A 23384-nucleotide genomic window follows, 5' to 3' on the forward strand; every position below is an offset into this window, starting at 1 on the left:
AGCTACTTCATCAACCCGCGGTAGCTACGGTGCACGGTCAGGGCCACCAGGGTGGCGACTACGGCTTTGAGGACGTCCCCGGGCAGGAATCCGAGAGACCCCAGCAAGGATGTGCCCAGATCAAGCCCGGTAACAGCAGCGGTCCACGGAACGCCAAACAGATAGATGACGACGATTCCGCCAACGAGAGCCGAGGCCAGTCCGGACATGAATCGGGCGACCTTGTTTTCGTTGCGCAGAACCCAGTATTTGAAGAGGGCTCCAATAACGAGTGAGCCGAAAATCCATCCAATGAGATATCCGCCGGTCGGCCCGAACAGGACTCCAAGCCCACCACGCCCACCAGCCAACAAGGGCAGCCCTGCCAAAGACAGGACTACGACAACCAGTGAGGCCAACGAACCTCGCCAAGGTCCCAATAAGGCGCCGGCCAGCATGACACCCAGGGTTTGCAGGGTAATGGGTACCGGGATGATCCCCAATGTAATAGGGGGAAGGAGCCCCATGGCCGCGATCATGGCGGCAAAGACTGCGACGTATACCGTATTGCGAGTTTGCGAAGTTGAGTCGGTGCGAGTTGGCATTGTGTTTCCTTGGAAGTGCGAGCGAGATGGAAGTAGCTGATGCGCTTAGCGTCGGTAAGGTGCTGAATCGTAGCCGCGGGCGTCTAACGCTTCGGCTGTCTCGTCAGCGATTTTTAGTGATCTGATAACTAATGGGACACTCACGGCCAACGGATTGTTGCCCAGACCCCGAGCATGCTGGGCTTCGCGGACTTCGAGGTATACCTTTTTCAACTCCGGAATGAACCGTATTGTCATGGACAATCCCAATGCGATTTGCGCTGGATTAGCTCCAAGGAATCGTAATGGAGAGGCAACCTGTTGGAAGAGCTCGAGCATCGCGTCAAAGCTTGTGGTGAGGCTGACGGCGTAGGCCATCAGGCACATGGTCAGCAGCCGCAGGACCGAGACCACGGCGTTGGCCCAATCGGTTTGCAGGCCGAGAAGAATGAAGACGATGCCGAGAATCATGGCCAATGAGAACAGTGGCATGCGCAGCTGCTTGAGGTCGACCCTAGCCGAAAGCAGCAGTATCGCACTGAGAATGAACAGGGGCAGCAAGACCTGCCACGAGCTAATCAAGTAAAGCCCGATGCTCAGAACCAGCAATGTCCCGAATTTCCATCCCGGCTTAACACGCGCTAGATACGAAGTATTCTTGGACGCGATCATGCGTGGCTCCATTGGCGGTAATGGGCGATTGCTTCTTCCGGTCGGCCATCGAATTCGATAGCTCCGTCGGTGACCACGAGAACGCGGTCGAAATCTTCAAGTATTTCTAAATCGTGCGTCACCACAATTGCACGTTGTGCCAGCTTGGCAATTTCGCGTTGGAAAGCAAGTCGATTGCGCAGATCCAGCATCGTAGTGGGTTCATCGAAAACAATGGTTCGTGGCCGCATGGCAAGGACGGAAGCGAGTGCGACCATTTGCTGCTCGCCGCCGGAAAGAGTGTGGCTTTCGCGATCTGCCAGATGCGAGATGTTGAGCTCTGCCAGTGTCTCTTGCACGCGCAATTGGCGCTCTGCTTTGGGAATTTGCAAATTCTTCAGTCCGAACGCAATGTCTTCATAGACCAGCGGCATGATGATTTGATTTGCTGGATTCTGGAAGACAAAACCCACATCGCGGCGGATCTGCTTTGCATGATTCCGAGTGTTCAGGTCGCCAACGTGCACGGATCCTTCAGTAGGCAAAACGAGGCCATTGATGAGCCGGGAGAGCGTACTCTTCCCAGCACCGTTTGCCCCGATAATGCCGATGCGCTGTTCGTTGAGAGTCAAGCGCACATCTTTGAGGACATCGCGCTCTTCAAAGCGGACAGTGACATTCTCAAATCGAATTGGGGGTAGTTCCACGAGTGCTCCAGCGCAAGGTTCGTAGCTTGAACGGCGGGCTCCATGATCGGACAGCCATTCATGCTTGCGTTACAGATGACCGAAGAGCCATCGATTAAGAGCATACTTGATCACCGTTCAATTGTCTTGATCAGTGTTCAATAAATTCTTATGCAACGAAGAATTGTTCGTAGACCAAGCCCAGGGCCAAGAGGATCATTATGGTTCCGGAGCACATGGTTACGATGCGTGCCGCCATGGGCCGGGAGCGAAGCAGCACCCTGGCAGCCAATGCAACGGAGAAGTACACGAGGATCGATACCGCGAAATGAGTAAGCCCAAGAGCGCCGGTTTGCAGGGAGAGCGGAAGATCCAGGGATGAATCCAGGTACTGCGGGATGAGGGCCACATACAGCAGTAGTGCCTTGGGGTTAGTGCCGCTGGTGAGCAGGCCCTTGAGGAATTGGCCGCGTAGCGATCGATGCCGGACCTTGTCCAACAGCGCGACGGTGCTATCGGTAGGTTCGGGATTGCTCCGAGGGTAATCGCCATCGAGTGCTTCAATTTCGGAGGTAGATGGAGCATCGGCATCAAAGAACCTGGCGTTCCTGCAGGAACGCAGGGTCGCAATGCCTAGCCACAGCAGATAGACCGATCCGGCTGCCGTGAGCCAGAGGGGAAGTGACGGGGAACTCGCGACCAGGGCCGCAATTCCGCACACCAGCAATGCAGTATGAACCAGGTATCCCGAGAGCAATCCCCATACGGCTGGGCGATAGCTGGTTTTGCCCAGTGCAGAGGAAATGATGTACGCCCAGTCGGCGCCGGGCGTGCACGCCAACGTCACCGATACCAAGAGGAACCCGGTGAACTGCGAGTGATCCATTGCTTCTCCAAATCTAGAAACCTGTGCTCTGATAACAGTAAGGAAAAAATCGTGAAATGTGCTTGCCGATTCTTTGGGGATACCCGGCCCTTCGGCAAGAAAAAATTGCTCTGGCGTTAAATGGCGCAAATTATTTGTGCTGTAGTCTGATTTCATGGATGAACTAGACCGTGCGATCTTGGCCGAGTTGCAGAATGACGGACGGATGAGCGCTACCGCGGTAGCTGCAAAAGTTGGGCTATCGGTGGCTCCCTGCCATCGCCGGATCAAAGATCTTGAGCGCAGGGGAGTCATCAGCGGCTACCAAGCGGTGATTGACCCGGAGAAGGTTGGACTGGGATTCGAGGCCCTGGTTTTCGTCACGTTGAAAGACAGAGCGCAGCTTAAGCATTTTGAATTAGCAGTAGAGAGGGAAGAGCTAATAGTTGATGCGCAGCGCCTTTTCGGCGAGCCAGACTTCCTATTGCGAGTCTTTGCCAAGGATCTGCCGCATTACCAGCGTGTATACGACGAGGTCCTAGTTGATCTACCGGGCGTGGAAAAATTGACGAGCACCATAGTCATGCGAAACATCAAGGAGCGTGCGGTTCTGCCCGTCTAGGACGTCTTGTCGGACGGCTTCCGGTTGCGGGTTACCGCCGGCGTCAAGGACAACGAAATAATCAGAACTACCGCGCAAATCCATAAGGCCTGAGGCAACTTCAAGGTATCGACGACGAAACCAATAAATGGCGGACCGCCAAGCATTGCTCCATATCCAAACGCACTGACGATGCTCACCGCTTTTGGACCCAGGCGTTCTCCGCGGGAAGCAGCGATGCTCATGCCCAAGGGGAAGCCGAGCGAGCTACCGAGGCCCCACAATGCTGCACCGAAGCCTACTAGGGAGGGACTTGTGCCGGTGATGAACAAGCCGACGCCGAGAAGGCCGATAATTCCCATGATCAGGAGTGTATTTTTCGTGCCGAAGCGGTCCACAAGGCGACCGCCGACAAAGCGTCCCAGCGTCATTGCTGCGACGAACAAGGTGAACATGAGCGCGCCAATTTGATGCTTGAAACCGTGCCCGTCAACCGAAGTAACGGCAATCCAATCATTGGCCGCACCCTCGCTGAAACTTAAACCGGCGACCATTATGCCAAGCAGCAGCAAGAGTCCCATTTTGTGCGTTGATTGAGTTCGGTTCTGGCGGACATCCTTGTTGATTGGAACCAAATTTTCGTTTTCCCAGCAGGTAATACCTCGATGGGCAACGTAAGCGAGAAGAAGAATGATGACCGCGACAAACGAGAAGTGCCAAAGGCTCGAGATATTCAAGGAAATGGTTGCTGTTGCCACCCCGGCGCCAATTAGGGTTCCCAGGCTGAAGAACCCGTGAAGGGAAGGCATGATGCTGCGGCCCACGCGACGTTCAACCTGTGCGCCGCTGACGTTCATCATGATGTCCAAACAGCCAAAAGTAAGCCCGTAAAAGAACAGGGCTACGTAGGCAAGAGTGGCTTCCTCGGTTATGGAAATAGCTATGCCCAGTACGACCAAGCATGCTGCTAATCCGATGGGCAAACAGCACAACAGGCGGCGTGTTGGAACGAATTTGCTCACCGACGGAATAAGGGAGATTCCGAGCAAAGTTCCGATGGTGCTGCAAATCAAGAACGACCCGAGGTTCAAGCCAGAGAAATCGAAAACAGCGTCGATAATGGAGAGGCGGCCTGCCCAAGTCGCAAAAGATAATCCTGCAAGAAGGAATATTAGATTGATGCTGGTGCGTTCCGTGATTCTCTGTCGCGCGAGGTGGGCGACCAGTTGGGTCATCGGGCACTGTCCCTTTCGATTTCTACAATTCCTAGAGTTTATCTCAAATTAGGGGGATAAGTTACTGTTCAGTCGGGATTCTGCGTGATTATGCGCCGCTGCACGGCTCACGATCATGACATTCACAGATTCGACGGCCGGACCAGGAAAAGAAACGGTGGTGAAGAACGAAAGTTCTCGCTAGTCAGCAGATTTCTTTGCGGAAAATACGGGTATGGTGGCATTGCCCACCGGGAAGTACGCTCGAGATGAAAACTCGTAAATTTCTTGCGTGCAGAGGTGGGATCGTGAAGTTGAGTTCCGAACAATGCGGAGTGATCATCGTGGGTGCTGGATTGGCCGGGCTGGTTGCAGCGTCCGAGGCACTTGATGCAGGACTGAGAGTCCGAATCCTGGATCAGGAAAACAGGGGTAATCTCGGCGGCCAGGCTTACTGGTCTTTTGGGGGACTGTTTCTCGTTGATACTCCTGAACAGCGCCGCTTGGGAGTTCGTGATTCTTTTGACCTTGCCTGGTCGGATTGGCAGCATAGTGCACAATTTGACCGGTTGGACGATGAGGACCTGTGGGCGCAACGTTGGGCCAAAGCCTACGTGGAGTTCGCAGCTACTGAAAAACGGTCCTGGATCAAGCAAAAAGGCATAGATCTGACTCCAGTTGTGGGCTGGGCAGAGCGCGGCGATGGTCGCGCCGAAGGGCATGGGAATTCTGTACCCAGATTTCACATCGCCTGGGGAACTGGCACCGGGGTATCGATGCCATTTGTGAATAGGGTGCTCGACGGACTGCAAACGGGACATGCCGAGTTGCTCAACCGCCACAGGGTTACTGGATTGGTGACCACTGACGGTTCAGTTACCGGCGTTCGCGGTGAGGTCTTGTCGCCTGATGACGCTCCACGCGGGCAACAGTCGTCAAGAAACGTGGTTTCGGAGTTCGAGTTTTCGGCTGAAGCAGTGGTGATTGCAACCGGGGGAATAGGCGGAAATCAGGACCTGGTTCGGAAACTCTGGCCCGACAGGCTCGGCATCGCGCCGGGGCGCATGATTACCGGCGTTCCGAATTATGTTGACGGCAGCGGCATTGAACTCTCGCAGGAGGTGGGGGCGCGTCTTGTTAACCGCGATCGAATGTGGCATTACACAGAGGGAATCCAGAATTGGAACCCAATTTGGCCCGCTCATGGAATTAGAATTTTGCCCGGTCCAAGCCCGATGTGGTTCGATGCCGAAGGGAACCGCCTTCGTCCTCCTTGCCTTCCGGGGCACGACACTTTGGGCACGTTGAAATACCTGCGCACCGATCCCACTGCGCGAAAGTACGACTATTCATGGTTCGTGCTGAATCAGCGAATTATCGAGAAGGAGTTTGCGCTGTCAGGGTCGGAGCAAAATCCAGATCTGACTAATCGGGATAAAGCCGGAGTTATCAAGGACCGGTTCTTTGGCAAGGGTGCTCCGGGGCCGGTCACGGATTTCTTGAACAAAGGTGCGGATTTCGTTTCAGCGACTACCGTCGAGGAGCTCGTGACGAAAATGAATGCAATCGCGCCGGAAGCACATATTGATCCGATGCGGCTTCACCAGCAATTAATGGTTCGTGATTCGCAAACTGAAAATCCATTTAGCAAAGATCGCCAAATTCAATCTATCCGCAATGCCCGAAAGTACATCGGAGACCGTTTGACCCGAGCAGTTGCTCCGCACAGGATACTCGATCCTGCGGCGGGGCCATTGATAGCTGTGAAGCTGCACATTCTGACGCGAAAGTCATTAGGCGGACTGCAGACAGACCTATCTGGGCGAGTCCTCAAATACGACGGAACAGTTCTTGACGGGCTTTATGCGGCCGGTGAAGCTTCTGGATTCGGGGGCGGCGGGATGCATGGGTACAACGCGCTGGAAGGAACTTTCTTGGGCGGGTGCTTATTTAGTGGCCGGCAAATAGGACGAGGGCTGGCTGACAGGCTCGGCCGGAAAGGGCCTCAAGCTAGAAATGAGGCCTAACACTGGTCAAATTCCTAGATCTGGATAGATGCGAAAACCGCCGTTCACTTGTATTACCAAGTGAACGGCGGTTTATTTCGTACCCCCGGCCGGATTCGAACCGGCGACCTAGAGATTAGAAGGCTCTTGCTCTATCCAGCTGAGCTACGGAGGCATAACCGAAAATAGTTTAGCTCATTGATCACCAAAAATACGACTTGAGGCCGATAGGCTGGAGAAGCGAATGTAGATCATCATCTGATTAGGAGTAGTTAAGTTGCCGAAATTGAGAATCGGTAGCGTGTTGAGCATCGTGTGCTTCTGTGTGCTAAGCGTGGTTTTAGCTTGGGCCGTAGCGTTGCCGCTTTGGATGGGAGAAGGCATAAATGATGCCAAGCTTCCAGGAATCGCCATGGCAATGATGTTTACCCCGACCATCGCTGCTCTAGTGATTGCCATTGTCGAACGCCGGCTAACGAGCTTCAGCTCCGAGGTTGGGCTCTGGCCAATCAAGCGTCCGGGGAAGTTTGCCATCGCACTGGTGCTGTCCTATGTGATTCCGCTCGGGCTCATACTTCAAGCGCCCTTCATCGGAACATGGCTAGGGGTCTTCCCTGGTGATCTGCAGAATTTCACCGTACTGCGCGTTGTCTCCGGCCAGGAAGGCCCGACAATCTACCTTCTCGGACAGGCGGGGTTGATAGTTGTCGCTGGCCTCATGAATTCCTTGTTTGCTTTAGGAGAGGAGATTGGTTGGCGGGGATGGCTTTGGATTCGCCTGCAGCCTTATGGGCAACTTGTATCAATTCTTGTATCCGGCGTCGTCTGGGGGATCTGGCATGCACCATTGGTGCTTCTGGGCTACAACTATCCGATGGCTGCGGGCGCGTGGGGAGTCATGGCTATGTGCGGCATGTGTACCGTATTTGGCGCCTTCCTTGGCTGGTTGCGTACCTACAGTGATTCCGTATGGCCAGCGGCTTTGGCGCATGGAGCCTTCAACGCCAGCGTGGGATTGGTTTCACTGTTTATGGTGATGGGAGTTCCTTTGGACGCAACAAAAGCATCAATCATGGGTTGGTCCGGCTGGATCTTGCCAGGAATCGTCATAGCCGCCATGCTATTGAAAGGCGCATTCAAACCTCAATGGGCTAAAGATTTATCCACAGGCCGTTGACTTTGCGTCCGACCGGATCTTGCGGTGCGCCATCATCGGATTCAATGGCAGAAAAGGCTTCTGCCATTTGTATCCAATAGGAGGCAGTCCAATGAGCGATCTTGTGACAATCCGCGGAATTGTCGGAACGGAACCTCAACTCAGCATTACGCCCAAGGGCGTTTCCATCTTGAAATTCCGAGTAGCGACGCATGAGCGAAAACGCGATCTTGAAACAGGGCAGTGGGTCGACGGGCCGACCAATTGGTATGCGGTTTCGGCGTTCCGTACCCTGGGAGAGAATTCCATGGAATCCCTGGGGCAAGGCGACCATGTAATGATTTTCGGAAAGTTGCAGATCCGAGAATTCGAACGAGCAGATGGCTCGCGAGGGAATAGCGCAGATATCGAGGCTTATTCAATTGGTCACGATCTGCGTTTTGGAACGAGTTCCTTCAACCGTGTACGGACAGATACCGGCGAAATGGAGCGTGTGCAGCACCCGTCACGTTCGTCCGACACTGAAGCGAGCTGGCAAAGCGAGGATGGGGAAGCGGCCTGAAGACGCGTGTTCTGGTGGTGTTTGAGGGTTTCGTGTGAATCCGGGCACCACCAACCCAAAATAGTGGTGTGTGGATTCGGAAATGACCCCCGCAACAGACTAGCCTTAAGAACATGGCGGAATTCATTTACACGATGACCAAGGCTCGCAAGGCCGTTGGCGACAAAGTCATCCTTGACAATGTCAGCATGTCGTTCTTCCCCGGTGCCAAAATTGGCGTCGTGGGACCCAACGGTGCTGGTAAGTCAACGATCCTAAAGATCATGGCGGGGATCGATACTCCCTCCAACGGTGAAGCGCGTCTTTCACCGGGCTACTCGGTAGGCATCCTGCTGCAGGAACCCCCACTGAATGAAGAAAAGACCGTCCTGGGCAACGTCCAGGAAGGTGTTGGCGAGATCTATGAAAAGATCACTCGCTTCAACGAAATCTCGGAAGAGATGGCACAGGACGGTGCCGACTTCGACACGCTCCTGGAAGAAATGGGCAAGCTGCAGGAAGCGATTGACGCTGCCGACGCTTGGGACATCGACAATCAGCTCGAACAGGCAATGGACGCGCTGCGCTGCCCACCAGGCGACGAGAAAGTTACCCACCTCTCCGGTGGTGAACGTCGACGTGTAGCACTGTGCAAGCTTCTCCTGCAGAAGCCGGACTTGCTGCTGCTCGATGAGCCTACTAACCACTTGGACGCAGAGTCCGTACTGTGGCTGGAACAGCACCTGGCATCTTACCCGGGCGCCGTGCTGGCCGTAACCCACGACCGCTACTTCCTGGACCATGTCGCCGAATGGATCTGTGAAGTTGACCGCGGTCGCCTGCACCCATACGAGGGCAACTACTCCACTTACCTGGAGAAGAAGCGCGAGCGCATGGAAGTTCAGGGCAAGAAAGACCAGAAGCTTGCTAAGCGTCTGGCAGAAGAACTCGAGTGGGTTCGTTCGAACGCCAAGGGCCGTCAGACTAAGTCGAAGGCTCGTCTGGCGCGCTACGAGGAAATGGCTGCGGAAGCCGAGCGCACCCGCAAGCTGGACTTCGAAGAAATCCAGATTCCGCCAGGCCCGCGCCTGGGCCAGCTGGTAATCGAAGCCGAAAACTTGAAGAAGGGATTCGGCGATCGTGTATTGATCGATGGTCTGTCCTTCTCGCTACCGCGCAACGGCATCGTGGGTGTCATTGGTCCCAACGGCGTCGGCAAGTCGACCCTGTTCAAGACCATCGTTGGCATGGAAGAGCTTGACGGTGGCACCCTGAAGGTCGGCGACACGGTCAAGATTTCCTATGTCGACCAGAATCGCGAAAATATCGACCCAGAGAAGTCGTTGTGGGAGGTCGTTTCTGACGGCCTCGATTACATCAACGTCGGTCAAGTTGAGATGCCATCGCGTGCCTACGTTTCGGCGTTCGGGTTCAAGGGCCCAGACCAGCAGAAGAAGGCAGGTGTTCTCTCCGGTGGTGAGCGCAACCGTCTGAACCTGGCACTGACCCTCAAGCAGGGTGGCAACCTGTTGCTGCTCGATGAGCCTACTAACGACTTGGACGTTGAAACCCTGTCGTCGTTGGAAAACGCGCTGCTTGAGTTCCCGGGTTGCGCTGTAGTGGTCTCCCACGACCGTTGGTTCCTGGACCGAGTCGCGACCCACATCTTGTCGTACGAGGGCACTGAGGAGAACCCATCGAACTGGTACTGGTTCGAAGGCAACTTCGACTCTTACGAGAGCAACAAGGTTGAACGATTGGGTGCCGACGCGGCTAAGCCGCACCGTGTTACCCACCGTCGCCTGACCCGCGACTAATCCACGGGCATGAAAATAGCCGCCACATTTGTGGCGGCTATTTTTATGCCGCAGGAGGCATCGTTCAATTAGCTCGTCGTCGAATCGGCACGCAATCCGGACAATTTCAGATACTCGCGATCCTGGTAAAGCAGGTGTTGCTGTTGCGCATGCCCGAAGAGTACCGCATGGACTTCAGCAGCAATCAGGCGGGAGCCTCCAACGCTGATGGAGGAGTGGATACTGGCGCGGAAAGCAACGGGAGCCTCGATGAAATGTGGCTCGCCGGTGGGCAAGACCCGGAAATGTTGATCGCTGGTAAATCGTGGGGCACCCGGGCGCGCGAAATTATTTGCCAGCTCGTGCTGGTCTTCGCCGAGCATATGGATCACGAAACTCGGTGCTGCTAGCACAGCGCCGGCAGCGCCGGATTCTTTGGCCAGCGAGAACGAAACGGCAACGGGATCAATGGAAAGCGAAGCGAGGGAAGAGATAGTTAAACCGTAGAATGCCCCGTCGACCGCTGCAGTAATCACTGCTACTCCAGCAGGATGGTGACGGAAGGCTGCACGGAATCCATCTGATAATTCGCTCACTGAGCCGCTCCTTTGCCTGGAGTTGGAATAAAACTCCAGTAACTGATGCAAAAGCCCGAGCTTTTGCCAACAACTTTGAATACTTCCACCCTAAGACCTCAAGTAAACTTGAGGTCAAGGAAAGGGGTGGTGATGCTTCACACAGCGGAATCTGGGGATTCCGAAAAAGATTTTCCCGGGCGTGAGCTGCTAAGCATCGGGCAGGTTAGCGAACGCACTGGTGTGGCCAGATCTGCACTGCATTATTACGAAGATATTGGGCTGATCGCTTCCATGCGGACAGCGGGGAATCAGCGACGCTATCCTCGCCACTTGCTGCGTCGTATCTCGTTGATCAGTGTCGGCAGTAAGTTGGGCATCCCACTCAGCGACATCAAGCGTGCTTTGGCACCAGTGCCGATGGGAAAAATCCCCGAGGAAAGAGACTGGCTTCGCGCGACAGAGGAATGGAAGAAAGTACTCGAAGCGAGGCGGCGTGCCATCGAGGAATTAGAAGATCGGCTTATGGGATGCATTGGATGCGGCTGCCTGTCGATGCAGGCCTGCAGCCTCCTGAATCCGGAAGACCAATTGGCGCGTGAAGGTGTGGGCGCGCGGCGATTGGAAGCACCCGCAGATGCCGGGGAGCAGTCCATGTAGCCGGAGGGGCAGAACATTACCTGTTTTGAAATTCCGATATCCTCTGGCGCCTTCGATTGGCGCCGCCTCGAACTCCCGTACTGAACTCGGCACTTACTAGAATGTAATCATGAAAATTGCTCAAATATATCGCTTTCCTGTTAAAGGGCTACCAGGCGAAGCAGTCAGTTCGGTCGCAGCCAAAAAGGGAAGCGGGCTAGAGGGCGATCGCTGTGTCGCCTTCGGAAACGGCACAATTGAGCACCAAGACGGGCAGTGGCAGAGCTGCCTAAGCTTCACTATTCTCAAGAACAACAAGAGCCTGCAAAAGTGGCAAGTTGAATCCAGTTTTCCACTTATCACCATGACCGCGCCAGCATCTACAGGTGCGGCACCATTGACCTTTGATGCCAGTAGCCAGCATGGCAGGGATGCCGCCAGCGCCTATCTGTCGAATCACTTGCCGGCGCAGGGGCCAAAACCGCGAAGATTGGTGTCTGCACCGCACGGAATGTTCGATTCGCGACTGTCGGGCATTTCGATTATTAACCCCAATACGGTTGCGGAGCTGTCGCGAGTATCCGGGGTGCACTTGGATCCCCGGCGGTATCGAGGCAACCTTGTGGTGGAAGGCCTGCCCGCATACTCGGAATATGGGCTTATTGGCAAAGTGCTGCGCATAGGCGAAACCCGTATTGCCATTACCAAATCAATCGCCCGTTGCTCAGCAACCTCGGTAAATCCGGATACTACCGAAGTCGATACCAACGGACCCCGTTTGCTGGCAACGCACTTTGGCCACGTTCACTGTGGCATTTATGGAACCGTTCTGGAATCCGGGGTCTTGGAGACTGGCGCCTCAATTGAAATAGAAAACGAAGCAACAGAAGCCGAAGAACTGGTTCCAGTGAAGATCTCTCCACGGTTCATGACCATACTTCGAAACGAGGACTTGGGCTCAGGAGTAGTCGAACTGCTGCTTCACGATCCTTACGGATGGATTAAGTCTGAGTATGAACCGGGCATGCATCTAAGGGTTCACTTGCCAGATCCGCTGTGGAGAAATTACACCATCACCTCGGTGAGCGACCGGGGCATTAGTATCGCCGTTCGCATCCAAGGTGAAGCTTCAGCGAAAATAGCACAGCTGCAGGAGGACGAGCAACTTCTTGTCTCAGGGCCGTACGGTGTGCTGACCTCGGCTAATGTACTAGGCTCCAGCACTGCCATCGTCAGCGCTGGAATTGGCATCACTCCTGCTTTGGGGCTGCTCGGGGATGCTGCAGCGGTGAATGGCAGCCAAGATCTGAGGTTCATCCATGTCGAACGTGGCGGAGCCAGTGCCTTGTACTGCCGGCTGGAACAGATGGCTGCCGGGCTGAAGGCGCCAATCAGCTTGGATCGCATCGACACCTCCGAGGGGCGGCCAGCGGCTGCTGCGATCGCAGCACGACTACGCGGTTGCAGCATGGTGGTGGTGTGCGGGCCTGAAGAGTTCACCAAGATGGTATTCGAGGCGTGCGAGCAAGCGGGAATTTCTGCTTCGCAGATTTACAGCGAAACCTTCGCATCACCGGCGACCGATCTGGAACGCCTTTTTGAGAACTATCCGCCCGCAGAAGTCTCTTGTCGTGGGAGCGAAAAGAATTTCACCTGGAGTGCGGAGAATGGAGTGCTGCTTGATGCGCTGGAAGAGCAAGGGCTTGAACCGGCTAGTCTTTGCCGCTCGGGTTCTTGCGGCGAATGCGCCGTTAGCCTGCTCAGGGGCAGGATTTCCTACCCGTTGGAGCCGAGCGCCCGCGTAGCACCGGGCCAGATCCTCGCCTGTATGGCCGTACCAGCAGGCGATATTGAACTGGACGCATGAACCACGCGGGCGGTGCGCTATCGATTGAGGGCTAGTGCCCCTCTGCGAACTCAGGCAAGCGGATCATGCCTTCCTGGGCGACGGTCGCGACGAGGTCGCCTGCCTTGTTGTAGAACTTTCCCGCACCAAGTCCGCGGGCCGACGAGGCCGATGGCGAATGAAGTACGTAGAGCAGCCATTCATCGACTCGGAAATCCCGGTGCCACCACATTGCGTGATCGAGGCTGGCGATGCTCAAGCCGCGATGTACCCATGGCACTCCATGGGCTCGCAGGGCAGGCTCAAGAAGCATGTAGTCGCTCGCGTAAGCCAAGGCAGCTCGGTGCAGGGCGGGCTCATCGGGCATTGCCGAGGTGGTGCGCAGCCAAACCGCACTATCGGCAAGCTTGGCCGAATTTCCTGGAAGGTAGATCGGTTCCGAAACATGCCGGACGTCGAAAGGCCGTTCGAAAGCCCATTCCTTTGCCACTGGATGGTCCAGGTGCCCCACGAGATCTGCGGTAGTCGGAAGCGACTCGGGATCCGGGATTCCGGCAGGCATTGGATCATGGTGTTCGAGGCCGTTTGCCGGTTCCTGGAACGAGGTGATCATTGACAGGATCGGTTCGCCATTTTGGTAGGCGTGCACTCGACGTGCGGAAAATGAGCGGCCATCGCGCAGGCGCTGTACGCCGAAAGTGATGTTCTGGTTCGGGTCTCCCGGACGCAGGAAGTAACCGTGCAGGGAATGGATCGTACGGGTCGCTTCAACTGTACGCGTGGCGGCCATGATCGATTGGGCCAGAACCTGCCCGCCAAAGACGCGAGGTCGAGTCTGCCCAGGGGTATGGCCGATGAAGATATCCTCATCCGTGCGCGCCTGGTCTTCTCCATCCAGATTCAACAGATCCAGCAGGATCTGGGTGGTGCCTAGGTCTTCGGTCACTGTGCGGGCTCCTTGGAATGCGATAGCGGAACAAAACCAAATTTAATGCTACTCGAAAGTAATATTTTCAGTTGAGATTCGGGCTCATAGGAAAACTATACGTTTCACGGAGCAGCATCACGCCATGAGCAAAGTCGCCACGCGTAGTTGCCGCTCCGTGAGACGATAAATATATGGCTAGTGATGCGGTGATTTTCGACGACAGTAATTCAGTAAGCGACTTAGCGAACTTTATTAGCCGGGCGAAAACAATTGAAGATGATGCGGCCCAATTCGTCGCTCGAAATACGGCCTTGGCTGTCTATGTACCTGTTTTGGTCCCTTCCGACCTCGGTCAAGGCGGCTATACCATCCTCGGAATGCGAGTTCATCGCTTGGCGCAGCCTGCAGATCTCAAGGCCAGCTATTCCTTGGCATCGATCCAGGATCGCCTTGCTCGCATGGGGGAGTCAACCGTCGACTTCGCGCTCCCACCGGTTGAAGAGAACCCTAAATGGGCTGGGATCTCCGTGCCGGTCTCAGGCTGGGAAGATGCAGGAGCCGTAGCGAACGACATGCTAACTTCCTCAGCTCAAAACGGCATCGACGCCGTCGCCCAAGCATTGCCGGAAAACCCGGGATTGCCTGTGCTTGTGCAGATACGGCAGCGAATTTGGGCTGCGGATGTGCAAGGAGAAGATTTGAAGATTCCTATGGGCTCCGCATTTGCCATGCATGCCTTGGGTTTCCTGGCGCCTGGCGGGCAAAGCCGAGTATTCCGCAATGGCAGTTGGACTCGACTGAGTAACGAGCGAGGGCATGTCCTTGTCCGCAAAGCCTCTTTGCTCGGCTAAGCAGTAATAAGGATATGGACTAGAACTCGCCCGTGGCGGTTCTAGTCCATAAATTCTTAGAGCAGATTCCGGTGTTCATCCGGAGTGTTCAGCAACGAGTGAGCCGCACGCTCAAAGTAGTCCCGAAGGGTTTCGGCCTGCAGCATTGGCAGCTCTAGCTGGTCGATAGCCTTGTTCATATGGCCCAGCCAGACATCACGGTAGTGGCCGTTCACCGGGTAATTTGCATGACGCATGCGGAGCCGAGGGTGGCCACGATGCTCGGAGAACGTTGTCGGACCACCCCAGTATTGTTCCAGGAACAGCTGGAGGCGAACTTGGGCAGCCCGAAGCTCCTTCTCTGGATACATCCGACGGAAATCCTCGTCTTCGGCAACGGAACTGTAGAAATTCTTGGTCAGCTGAGCGAAAATCTCGCGACCGCCAACCTCTGCGTAGAAGGTACCGGGATAGTTGGCAACGTCGATCGGCGTTTCGGCGGCATCCAAGAATTCTTGGCTGGATCGGCCTAGAACCAGGGGATTGCTGAAGGGATCCTTTTTCGGGTCATGTGCAAGTGGCAGGTTTTCAGTCATTCGTAAAAATCCTCAGGAGGAGCTAGGGGATACCGGCTCGTGGAGAACCGGGAAGTTGACGGACCGGGCGATGAAGCAAACCTTGTTCGCCTGGGAGTGGAGCGAATCGGCAAGTTCTCGTTGGGATTCATCGGCAAGGTAAACGACGGGCCGCAAGATGGCTTGGGTGAATTCACCGCTGTTATCCCGATTGAGACGCAGTGTTCCAGAAGCATCGTCCGTATAACCCGTGATATTCACGCCGTGGGTAACTGCTACATGCAGATACGAGAGCATGTGGCATTGGCTCAGGGCAGCAAGCAGGAGTTGTTCTGGATTCCAGCGATCGCGATCCCCATGGAATGTTGGATCCGCGGTGCCCGGCAAATCTGGCAAGCCCGATGCGCGCAATACATGGTCCCGGCCGTAGCTGCGGTAGCTTTCCGTTCCGGTTCCACGATTGCCTGTCCATTCGAGCCCTACCCGATATTCATGTTGCGAGAGGTCCATAGGTCAATTCTCCCACTTTTAACCGAAAGGTGGCGGCGGCTTCCGCATTGAGCAGAAGCCGCCGCCACCATCCGAGCGACCCTAGATTTCTAGTGCCTCGGCGTCCGCCCGACGCGCAGCGAGAGCCCGGACCACGTCGGCACGCGATTCCACCAGCAGACGGCGCATCGCCGCGTGCTTGGATCCCAGGGATTCCAGGAATGCATCCGTCTGGTCCAAAGTTTCCTGCGAGACGTTGGAGCTGGGGTAGAAGCCGATCACAATCTGCTTGGCCATCTCATGCGAGTAGGATTCCCACGCGTTGACGAGCAGCCCGAAGTAGTCCTCGGCGTATCCGGAGATCAACGCGTTCTGGTGCACGTTGTTGAAACCGGAAATGACGGCGCTTTGCTGATCGTTGGACAAGGTAGCAGCGGTTGCCGCCCCGAATGCCTCTGCCTTTGCTTCTGCAGTTGGGCGGGAAGCTCGCGCGGTGTACCACGAAGCCTTGCCCTTGGCCGTGTCGTCGCTGGCCAGAACTGCGTCGAGATCAGCATCGCTCAGGTAGCCGCCGGCACTCAGCGCGATTGCGAAGGACCAGCGCAAATCGGTGTCAACGGCCAGGCCTGGCAAGCTTGCCGAGCCGTCGAACAAGTTCCTGACGCGATCGAACTGGGCGGCGGCGCGCGAGCGGTGCGCGAAGGCCTTGACGAACTGCAGCTGCGCGTCGGAGCCTGCTTCAGCATTGGAAGCCAGCTGCCACAGCTGGTCGGCAGCCTGCACCGAAAGTTCTTCGCTGCGTTCTGCAGCAACATAAAGATCCAGCGAGGTGTTCAGCTGGCGCAACAGCACCATGATCACCGTGGAATCCACCTCGTGGCCAATATTGTTCAGCAGCAACTGGACGTAGGTGCTTGCAGGGGCTTCGGCATCACGTACAGAGTCCCACGCGGCTGACCAAACAAGAGTGCGCGGCAGCGACTCCTGGAAGTCCTTCAGATGCTCGGTGGCAGTCGCCAAGGAAACTTCATCCAGGCGGATCTTCGCGTAGGTCAGGTCATCGTCATTGAGCAGAACCAAATCCGGGCGCTTCATGCCGGCCAGCGCGGGAACGAAGGTGAGCTCGCCATCGATATCAAGTTCTTCGCGGTGCACGCGCTGCAGCGTTCCGGCCTCATCGAGCGAGTAGAAGCCAACAGCAAGTCGGTGCTGGCGCAAAGTCGGGAACTGGGCAACGGCGGACTGGCGAATGGCAAAGGACGTAATAGCACCGTCATTGCCGGTTTCAATTTCGGCTTTGAGGGTGTTCACACCAGCGGTTTCCAGCCAGGATGCGCCCCAGCCGCTGAGATCGCGGCCGCTGGCGGCTTCCAGTTCCTTGAGCAGGTCTGGCAGCTCGGTGTTCTTCCAGGCATGCTTGGCGAAGTACTCGCGTACGCCAGCCATGAATTCTTCCTGGCCTACGAAAGCTACCAGCTGGCGCAGAACGCTGGCCCCCTTGGCATAGGTGATTCCATCGAAGTTGACCTCTACGTCTTCAAGGTCATTGATCTCCGCGACAATGGGGTGGGTGGAAGGCAACTGGTCCTGGCGGTAGGCCCAGTTCTTCTCCAACGTATTGAAGGTGGTCCAAGCGCTGGTGAACTCGGAGTTCTGCGCGGCCGCCAGAGTGGACATGAATTCTGCGAAGGACTCATTGAGCCACAGATCGTTCCACCACTTCATGGTGACCAGGTCACCGAACCACATGTGTGCCAGCTCATGCAGGATGGTGATCGCGCGGCGCTCAATCATGGCACCGGTTGGACGGGAACGGAAGATGTATTCCTCGAGGAAGGTCACCGCTCCAGCGTTTTCCATGGCGCCTGCGTTGAATTCGGGAACGAACAACTGATCGTACTTCTCGAATGGGTATGGGGTGCCGAAGTTCTTCTCGTAGAATTCGAAACCCTGACGGGTCACGGTGACGATGTTCTCAACGTCCAGGTACTGCATCATGGATGCGCGGGCGAAGACACCCAGCTCGATGGTGCGGCCGCTGGAGGAAACCAGCGAATCGCGGGCGACCTGGTAGGGGCCTGCGATCAGGGCAGTGATGTAGCACGAGATGCGCTGGGTTGGGGCAAAGGCCCAAGTTGCTGAATTCCCGTTTTCCTCTGGCGCAGGAGTCGGGGCGTTGGAAACAACGTTCCAGTATTTTGGCGCGGTGACCGAGAACTGGAAGGTGGCCTTCAAATCAGGCTGCTCGAAGACGGCGAACATGCGCCGGCAGTCCGCGACCTCGAACTGGGTGTACAAGTAGACTTCCTGGTCCACTGGGTCTACGAATCGATGCAGGCCTTCGCCGGTGTTCATGTACAGCGCGTCCGCGTCGATCACGAGTAGGTTTTCTGCGGCGAGGTTCGGCAACTGGATACGGATGCCATCTGAATGCTGCGCTGGGTCCAGCTCGACGCCATTGAGATTGATGGAGCGTACCGAGTCGGTGACTGCATCAATGAATGTCGAAGCGCCGGCGGTGGCGGAGAACCGCACCGTAGTCTTGGAAGTGAAGACGCGCTCACCGCGAGTAAGATCCAGGCTTACCTCATAGCTGTCAACGTTGAGCAGATTTGCGCGTTCGCTGGCCTCGGCGCGAGTGAGGTTCATTCCTGGCATGGGTTCTCCAATTCTTGGCGATGGCTATCCACCGGTGGAAGTTGTGAAATGAATATTGAATATCTGTCTATTGTGTCACCTTTGACCGGGCATTGCGCAAGTCATCGGGCCGAACAATTTACTCAATTTTCCAATAGCGTCCCGAGATTGCACGCTTTGGGACGCCTCGGAGACTTATTCGGTTCATACTCCGTGATGCGCAGCTGAGAAGTAGCCGGAGCGCGTGCCGCGGTCGCTATCCTAGATAGGAAAGTAAAAGAACCCTCCCTAGTAAATGAGGCAATCGACTATGCGCGTGCATATCGCTACTGACCATGCAGGACTTGAGCTCAGCGACTACCTGGTAAAGCACCTGACCGCCAAGGGCTACGAAATGGTCAACCACGGCCCGAAGTCCTATGACCCGGAGGATGATTACCCGGCATTCTGCATCAACGCGGCACAAGCTGTTGTTGATGACCAGCGCGCGGGCGTGGACGCACTGGGTATCGTCTTGGGCGGCTCCGGCAACGGCGAACAAATTGCTGCCAACAAGGTCGAAGGGATTCGCGCCGCACTGGCGTGGAACATGGATACCGCGAAATTGGCCCGTGAGCACAACAACGCCAACGTCATAGCCGTTGGCGGGCGCCAGCACTCAGTAGAAGAAGCTGCGGAACTTATCGAGGCCTTCCTCGCTGAACCATTTAGCGAAGCGGAGCGCCACGTACGCCGCATCGGCAAGATCGCCACGTATGAAACGACCGGCGAGGTCATCGACTAGTCGTGCCTGAAGGTCATTCCCTTCACCGACTTGCCCGCCAGTTCGACGATGTCTTTGGCGGGCAAACGGTCCTGGTTACTTCTCCGCAGGGCCGTTTCAGCTCCGATGCCGCGCGCATCGACGGCCATCAGCTGGAACAGGCCTTTGCCAAGGGCAAGCAGCTCTTCTGCCGCTTTTCCAACGATCTCTATCTGCGAGTGCATCTGGGGCTCTATGGCGCGTTCAATTTCGGGGGAGACAGCTACTTTACGGGTGCTTCCTCGATTGGCGCCCCTCGGAAGATTGGTGAAATCGAAGCCAGTGCCAGTACGGATGCTGAGAAGTACACCGGCCCGCCCGCACCGGTAGGAGCAGTTAGAGCGCGGATCGTTTCCGAACACGGCTGGGCTGATTTGCGCGGGCCAACTGCATGCGAGGTTCTGGAATACGAACAGGTCCAGATTCATCTGGATAAGCTCGGCCCGGATCCATTGATTGGGTCCGCAGTGCGTTTCAGGGCAGCCAAAGGCCAGGCTGATTTAGCGGACGCAGATATTCGGCTTGAAGCGGGCTTCAAGGAATTCCGGGCGAACCTGATGAAGACCAAGACAGCCATTGGCATCGTGCTCATGAACCAGGCGCTCATTTCTGGTGTCGGCAATATCTACCGAGCGGAAGCCCTATTCCGGAATCGAATCGCTCCGGAATTGCCGGCGAATGAACTCAGTGCTCAAAAGGCCAAATCACTTTGGTGGGACATCGTATCGGTAATGGAAGACGGCGTTCGCGATGGCAAGATCATCACTACCTTGCCCGAAGACCGCGACCCACAGGGCGTGGTTTGGCCCGATAACGCGTACTACGTTTATCAGCGGCAGGGAATGGGGTGCCGGAAATGTTCGGCGCAGATTTCCCTGGCCGAAATCGCGGCTCGCAAGCTGTACTGGTGCCCTCGTTGCCAGAAGCTTCCGCGCAAACATGTGAAGGCATAAGCTGCAGATTCGTCGATGGGACGAGCGGAGTTCTTTTCGTTCAGGCTCGTCGGCGTGTTTTGCTAACCATCACCGTATGGCAGTGATAAGGGAGAGGTGCCAAGTGAGACATGGAATCCCCGATTTGCAAAGCAAGAGTTTTATGGTCTAGACTGAATCTTGTTCGAAGCGCAGAAGCTTCGAAATGGGGATGTAGCTTAGTGGTAAAGCCTTAGTCTTCCAAACTAATGATGCGGGTTCGATTCCCGTCATCCCCTCCAAATGAAAAGGTCTCGCCGTGCGGGGCCTTTTCGCGTATCTGGACGAAGGCCGCTCTTTTCCTGGCCTCCTCTGCGTAGTGCAGCCATTTCGGGTCACTGCAGAAATGAGGCTCCGAGAATGTTTGCGGCTTCCATTTTTCTGCTCCTGGACGTCAAATCGCATTCTTATGCATCGGCGGGGAGCGTTTTTCCCAGGCCCCTTCACTTCGTCAGCGGCGGAGAAGAGTCGTCGCCGAACGTCGCTAATTGATTCGATGAGCCTCGCGTTCCGGGGTGCAGCTTCGGGCATTGGCGATTTCCCGCTTTCAAATATGCCAAACTCGCACCCTCCTCACGCCTGCCTGGGAGCTGTTGGCATGGCGTCAGGTTTGCAAGCGTGACGCTTGGTTTCGACCGGGGTTCAGTCCAGCAGCCACGGATTATGTGCCGGGTCGCCGAGCAAAGCAACAGTCGCTGCTTGAACACCTGGAAAAAATAATCGGCCGCATCTGGGTCCCAGTCAATGCTTCAAAGGAGAATGGGTGGTTCTTGTCTTCCAGTCGGCCGGCGGCACTGGTGTTGCGGTCGTTCGAAAATCCACCTGTAATTCAACTCACGAAAAAGCGAGTTTTGGCTAAATTCTGGCTTGTGAAACGAGGAAAACCGCTAAATCATGCGGATGTCTTTCTGCAACATGCAAAATCCTCGATTTTGCTTTTGGTTCGAACCCGTGTAACTTAGTTTCTTGTGATCAGCACGGGAAACAAAACATTCCCGGACCGATTGCAAAACGGTTAGTCCAGATGAAACAAGCTTTCTTCTGAACTTTACCGGGGTGTAGCTCAGCTTGGCTAGAGCGCGCGCTTTGGGAGCGTGAGGTCGCAGGTTCGAATCCTGTCACCCCGACTTTATGGCTGAAGCAATTCAGCCGTAGAATTGAGAACTGAGTGATCAGTCCTCGTGAGTGGCGGAAATTGAAAAATTCTCGGTATTCAAGCAAAACGGTTAGTTGGAGCAAAGCATCGCTTGATGCGGCTTCCTGGCTAATCGGGGTGTAGCTCAGCTTGGCTAGAGCGCGCGCTTTGGGAGCGTGAGGTCGCAGGTTCGAATCCTGTCACCCCGACTTTACGAGTGAAAAATCTTCGGATTCAGCTCGTGAAATTTGAGAGCTAAATATAATTTAGATCTTGTGATCACTAAGAACCGTAAAAAGTAACTAGTAAGCATCACAAACGATTAGTGGATACAGGATAACTCGGGTTAGACTGTTCACTGCTAATCGGGGTGTAGCTCAGCTTGGCTAGAGCGCGCGCTTTGGGAGCGTGAGGTCGCAGGTTCGAATCCTGTCACCCCGACTCTGTCGAACAACCCCGCAACGCCACCATGTTGCGGGGTTTTTTGCAGATTAGACCTAATATTAGACAACTCAGGAGTACAACGCTGTGAAGAGCGCCGTCGAAAACGTCAACCCGACCCGGGTTAAGCTGACCGTTGAAGTTCCTTACGAGGAACTGAAGCCCCGCGTCGATGAGGCGTACAAGACCATCGCTCAGCAGATTCAGATCCCAGGCTTCCGCAAGGGCAAAGTTCCTGCAAAGATGATCGACCAGCGCGTCGGTCGCGGCCATGTCATCGAGACTGCCGTCAACGAAGGTCTGAACGAGTACTACCAGAAGGCAATGGTTGAGAACGAACTCACCCCGCTGTCCCGCCCAGAGGTAGACATCACCGAATTGCCATCCCTCGAAAAGGAAGGCGAAGGCCAGCTGGTCTTCACCCTCGAGGTAGACGTACGTCCGAAGGTTGAACTTCCGGACTACAAGGGCATCGAAGTTTCTGTTGAGGCCAAGGAAGTTGCTGACGAGGACATCGAGAAGGCTCTCGACGATCTGCGCGGCCGCTTCGGCACCCTGAAGGAAGTTGAAGCTCCAGCAGCTGCAGACTCCTTCGTGACCATCGACCTGACCGCTGCTGTAGAAGGCGAAGAAGTCGACTCCGCACAGGGCCTGTCCTACCAGATCGGTTCCGGCAACATGCTTGAGGGCATGGACGAGGCTGTCACCGGCCTGTCTGCCGGCGAAGACGCAACCTTCGAGACCACCCTGGCTGGCGGCGAGCACGCCGGCAAGACCGCAACCGTCAAGGTTGTCGTCAACGCTGTGAAGCAGCGCGAACTGCCAGAAGCTAACGATGACTTCGCTCAGCTGGCTTCGGAATTCGACACCATCGCCGAGCTGCGCGAGAACCTGTCGAAGGACGCTGCAGAGGGCAAGGTTGTCGAGCAGGGCGTAGAGGCTCGCGAGCTGGTTCTGGACAAGCTGGTTGAACTGGTTGAGGTTCCTGTTCCTGCATCGGTTATCGATGAGCAGATCGAGCAGCACTTCAACGCACCAGACGCTGAAGCAGACCACGACACCGAAGAGCACCGCGCAGAGGTTCGCGAGAACACCGAGCGTGCTTTCAAGAACGAGATCATCCTCGACGCTGTTGCAGATGCTGAAGAAGTTGGCGTCGAGCAGTCCGAGCTGATCGACTACATCGTTCAGACCGCAGGCCAGTACGGCATGGAGCCAAACCAGTTTGCACAGATGCTGGACGGCGCAGGCCAGGTTCCAATGCTCATGGGCGAAGTTCGCCGCCGCAAGGCACTTGCAAAGGTTCTCGAGTTCGCTAAGGTTACCGATTCCAACGGTGCCGCAGTTGACCTGACCTCCTTCGTCAAGCCAGCCGGTGAAGAAGAAGCTGCTGAGGTTGAGGCCGAAGAGGCCAAGTAGTCTTCACTAAACTCTGAT

Annotated in this window: 21 protein-coding genes and 5 tRNA genes; 15 read left to right on the forward strand and 11 right to left on the reverse strand. The window is 55.7% G+C overall.

Annotation, left to right across the window (positions count from 1 at the left end; genetic code table 11):
- Positions 1-2 precede the first annotated feature (2 nt).
- From M2368_RS02965 to M2368_RS02980, 4 genes are all read right to left on the reverse strand, one after another.
- Positions 3-584 (reverse strand): biotin transporter BioY, encoded by a 582-nt coding sequence (locus M2368_RS02965; RefSeq protein ID WP_332728176.1) that lies wholly within the window; start codon positions 582-584, stop codon positions 3-5.
- Between the two features lie 45 nt (positions 585-629).
- A complete protein-coding gene (locus M2368_RS02970) occupies positions 630-1235 on the reverse strand; it encodes an energy-coupling factor transporter transmembrane component T family protein (protein WP_332498347.1) in 606 nt (201 codons plus the stop codon).
- Entirely contained in the window at positions 1232-1921 is a 690-nt protein-coding gene (locus M2368_RS02975; protein ID WP_498723990.1) for an energy-coupling factor ABC transporter ATP-binding protein, read from the reverse strand. The genes M2368_RS02970 and M2368_RS02975 overlap by 4 nt, the downstream gene beginning before the upstream one ends.
- Before the next feature lie 148 nt (positions 1922-2069).
- On the reverse strand, positions 2070-2786 hold the full coding sequence (locus M2368_RS02980; RefSeq protein WP_498723991.1) for a LysE family translocator: 717 nt from the start codon (positions 2784-2786) through the stop codon (positions 2070-2072).
- A gap of 154 nt (positions 2787-2940) precedes the next feature.
- Here M2368_RS02980 and M2368_RS02985 point away from each other — a divergent pair, with 154 nt between their 5' ends.
- Complete coding sequence (locus M2368_RS02985; protein ID WP_105659214.1) at positions 2941-3387, forward strand: Lrp/AsnC family transcriptional regulator; 447 nt, start codon at positions 2941-2943, stop codon at positions 3385-3387.
- Here the strand turns inward: M2368_RS02985 and M2368_RS02990 are convergent.
- Complete coding sequence (locus M2368_RS02990) at positions 3384-4601, reverse strand: MFS transporter (RefSeq protein ID WP_498723992.1); 1218 nt, start codon at positions 4599-4601, stop codon at positions 3384-3386. The genes M2368_RS02985 and M2368_RS02990 overlap by 4 nt on opposite strands.
- A 293-nt stretch (positions 4602-4894) precedes the next feature.
- Here M2368_RS02990 and M2368_RS02995 point away from each other — a divergent pair, with 293 nt between their 5' ends.
- Entirely contained in the window at positions 4895-6607 is a 1713-nt protein-coding gene (locus M2368_RS02995; protein WP_286134578.1) for an FAD-binding dehydrogenase, read from the forward strand.
- Between the two features lie 80 nt (positions 6608-6687).
- On the opposite strand, the gene M2368_RS03000 is transcribed toward M2368_RS02995, so the two are convergent.
- Positions 6688-6761: transfer RNA gene (locus M2368_RS03000), tRNA-Arg, on the reverse strand.
- Between the two features lie 126 nt (positions 6762-6887).
- On the opposite strand from M2368_RS03000, the gene M2368_RS03005 reads away from it, so the two are divergent.
- From M2368_RS03005 to ettA, 3 genes are all read left to right on the forward strand, one after another.
- Complete coding sequence (locus M2368_RS03005; protein ID WP_498723993.1) at positions 6888-7763, forward strand: CPBP family intramembrane glutamic endopeptidase; 876 nt, start codon at positions 6888-6890, stop codon at positions 7761-7763.
- Between the two features lie 91 nt (positions 7764-7854).
- Positions 7855-8304: a single-stranded DNA-binding protein gene (locus M2368_RS03010; RefSeq protein WP_400342453.1), complete on the forward strand. Its 450-nt coding sequence runs from the start codon at positions 7855-7857 to the stop codon at positions 8302-8304.
- A 113-nt stretch (positions 8305-8417) separates the two neighbouring features.
- Positions 8418-10100, forward strand: coding sequence for an energy-dependent translational throttle protein EttA (ettA, locus tag M2368_RS03015; protein WP_105661447.1), 1683 nt, complete (start codon positions 8418-8420; stop codon positions 10098-10100).
- Between the two features lie 68 nt (positions 10101-10168).
- Here ettA and M2368_RS03020 read toward each other — a convergent pair whose 3' ends face one another.
- Entirely contained in the window at positions 10169-10675 is a 507-nt protein-coding gene (locus M2368_RS03020; protein ID WP_498723994.1) for a flavin reductase family protein, read from the reverse strand.
- A 132-nt stretch (positions 10676-10807) separates the two neighbouring features.
- Between M2368_RS03020 and soxR the strand changes: the two genes are divergently transcribed.
- Positions 10808-11314, forward strand: a complete 507-nt coding sequence (gene soxR, locus M2368_RS03025) for a redox-sensitive transcriptional activator SoxR (RefSeq protein ID WP_498724186.1) — start codon at positions 10808-10810, stop codon at positions 11312-11314.
- 109 nt (positions 11315-11423) lie between these two features.
- The gene (locus M2368_RS03030; RefSeq protein WP_498723995.1) at positions 11424-13160 is read left to right on the forward strand and encodes an MOSC domain-containing protein; all 1737 of its coding nucleotides are present in this window, start codon (positions 11424-11426) and stop codon (positions 13158-13160) included.
- A 31-nt stretch (positions 13161-13191) separates the two neighbouring features.
- Here the strand turns inward: M2368_RS03030 and M2368_RS03035 are convergent, their stop codons facing one another.
- Positions 13192-14085, reverse strand: coding sequence for an acyl-CoA thioesterase (locus tag M2368_RS03035; protein WP_498723996.1), 894 nt, complete (start codon positions 14083-14085; stop codon positions 13192-13194).
- A gap of 173 nt (positions 14086-14258) precedes the next feature.
- On the opposite strand from M2368_RS03035, the gene M2368_RS03040 reads away from it, so the two are divergent.
- Positions 14259-14918: a DUF8185 domain-containing protein gene (locus tag M2368_RS03040; protein ID WP_332486837.1), complete on the forward strand. Its 660-nt coding sequence runs from the start codon at positions 14259-14261 to the stop codon at positions 14916-14918.
- A 56-nt stretch (positions 14919-14974) separates the two neighbouring features.
- Here the strand turns inward: M2368_RS03040 and M2368_RS03045 are convergent, their stop codons facing one another.
- The 3 genes from M2368_RS03045 to pepN all read right to left on the reverse strand — a co-directional run bounded on the left by M2368_RS03045 (position 14975) and on the right by pepN (position 18619).
- Positions 14975-15493 carry a globin gene (locus M2368_RS03045; protein WP_105659199.1) on the reverse strand — a complete coding sequence of 173 codons (519 nt, stop codon included), beginning with the start codon at positions 15491-15493 and terminating at the stop codon, positions 14975-14977.
- 12 nt (positions 15494-15505) lie between these two features.
- Complete coding sequence (locus tag M2368_RS03050) at positions 15506-15982, reverse strand: OsmC family protein (RefSeq protein ID WP_332486839.1); 477 nt, start codon at positions 15980-15982, stop codon at positions 15506-15508.
- Positions 15983-16063: 81 nt separating this feature from the next.
- Positions 16064-18619 (reverse strand): aminopeptidase N, encoded by a 2556-nt coding sequence (pepN, locus tag M2368_RS03055; protein WP_498723997.1) that lies wholly within the window; start codon positions 18617-18619, stop codon positions 16064-16066.
- A gap of 289 nt (positions 18620-18908) precedes the next feature.
- Between pepN and M2368_RS03060 the strand changes: the two genes are divergently transcribed.
- The 7 genes from M2368_RS03060 to tig all read left to right on the forward strand — a co-directional run bounded on the left by M2368_RS03060 (position 18909) and on the right by tig (position 23366).
- A complete protein-coding gene (locus tag M2368_RS03060) occupies positions 18909-19382 on the forward strand; it encodes a ribose-5-phosphate isomerase (RefSeq protein ID WP_105659202.1) in 474 nt (157 codons plus the stop codon).
- Between the two features lie 2 nt (positions 19383-19384).
- Positions 19385-20353 carry an Fpg/Nei family DNA glycosylase gene (locus M2368_RS03065; protein WP_105659203.1) on the forward strand — a complete coding sequence of 323 codons (969 nt, stop codon included), beginning with the start codon at positions 19385-19387 and terminating at the stop codon, positions 20351-20353.
- A gap of 186 nt (positions 20354-20539) precedes the next feature.
- Positions 20540-20613, forward strand: a tRNA-Gly gene (locus M2368_RS03070).
- A gap of 810 nt (positions 20614-21423) precedes the next feature.
- Positions 21424-21498: transfer RNA gene (locus tag M2368_RS03075), tRNA-Pro, on the forward strand.
- 142 nt (positions 21499-21640) lie between these two features.
- Positions 21641-21715 (forward strand) — tRNA-Pro (locus tag M2368_RS03080).
- A 157-nt stretch (positions 21716-21872) separates the two neighbouring features.
- Positions 21873-21947: transfer RNA gene (locus M2368_RS03085), tRNA-Pro, on the forward strand.
- 87 nt (positions 21948-22034) lie between these two features.
- A complete protein-coding gene (gene tig, locus M2368_RS03090) occupies positions 22035-23366 on the forward strand; it encodes a trigger factor (protein WP_105658461.1) in 1332 nt (443 codons plus the stop codon).
- Positions 23367-23384 lie beyond the last annotated feature (18 nt).

Source organism: Arthrobacter sp. JUb119 (assembly GCF_024807995.1).
In the GTDB taxonomy this organism is placed as follows: domain Bacteria; phylum Actinomycetota; class Actinomycetes; order Actinomycetales; family Micrococcaceae; genus Glutamicibacter.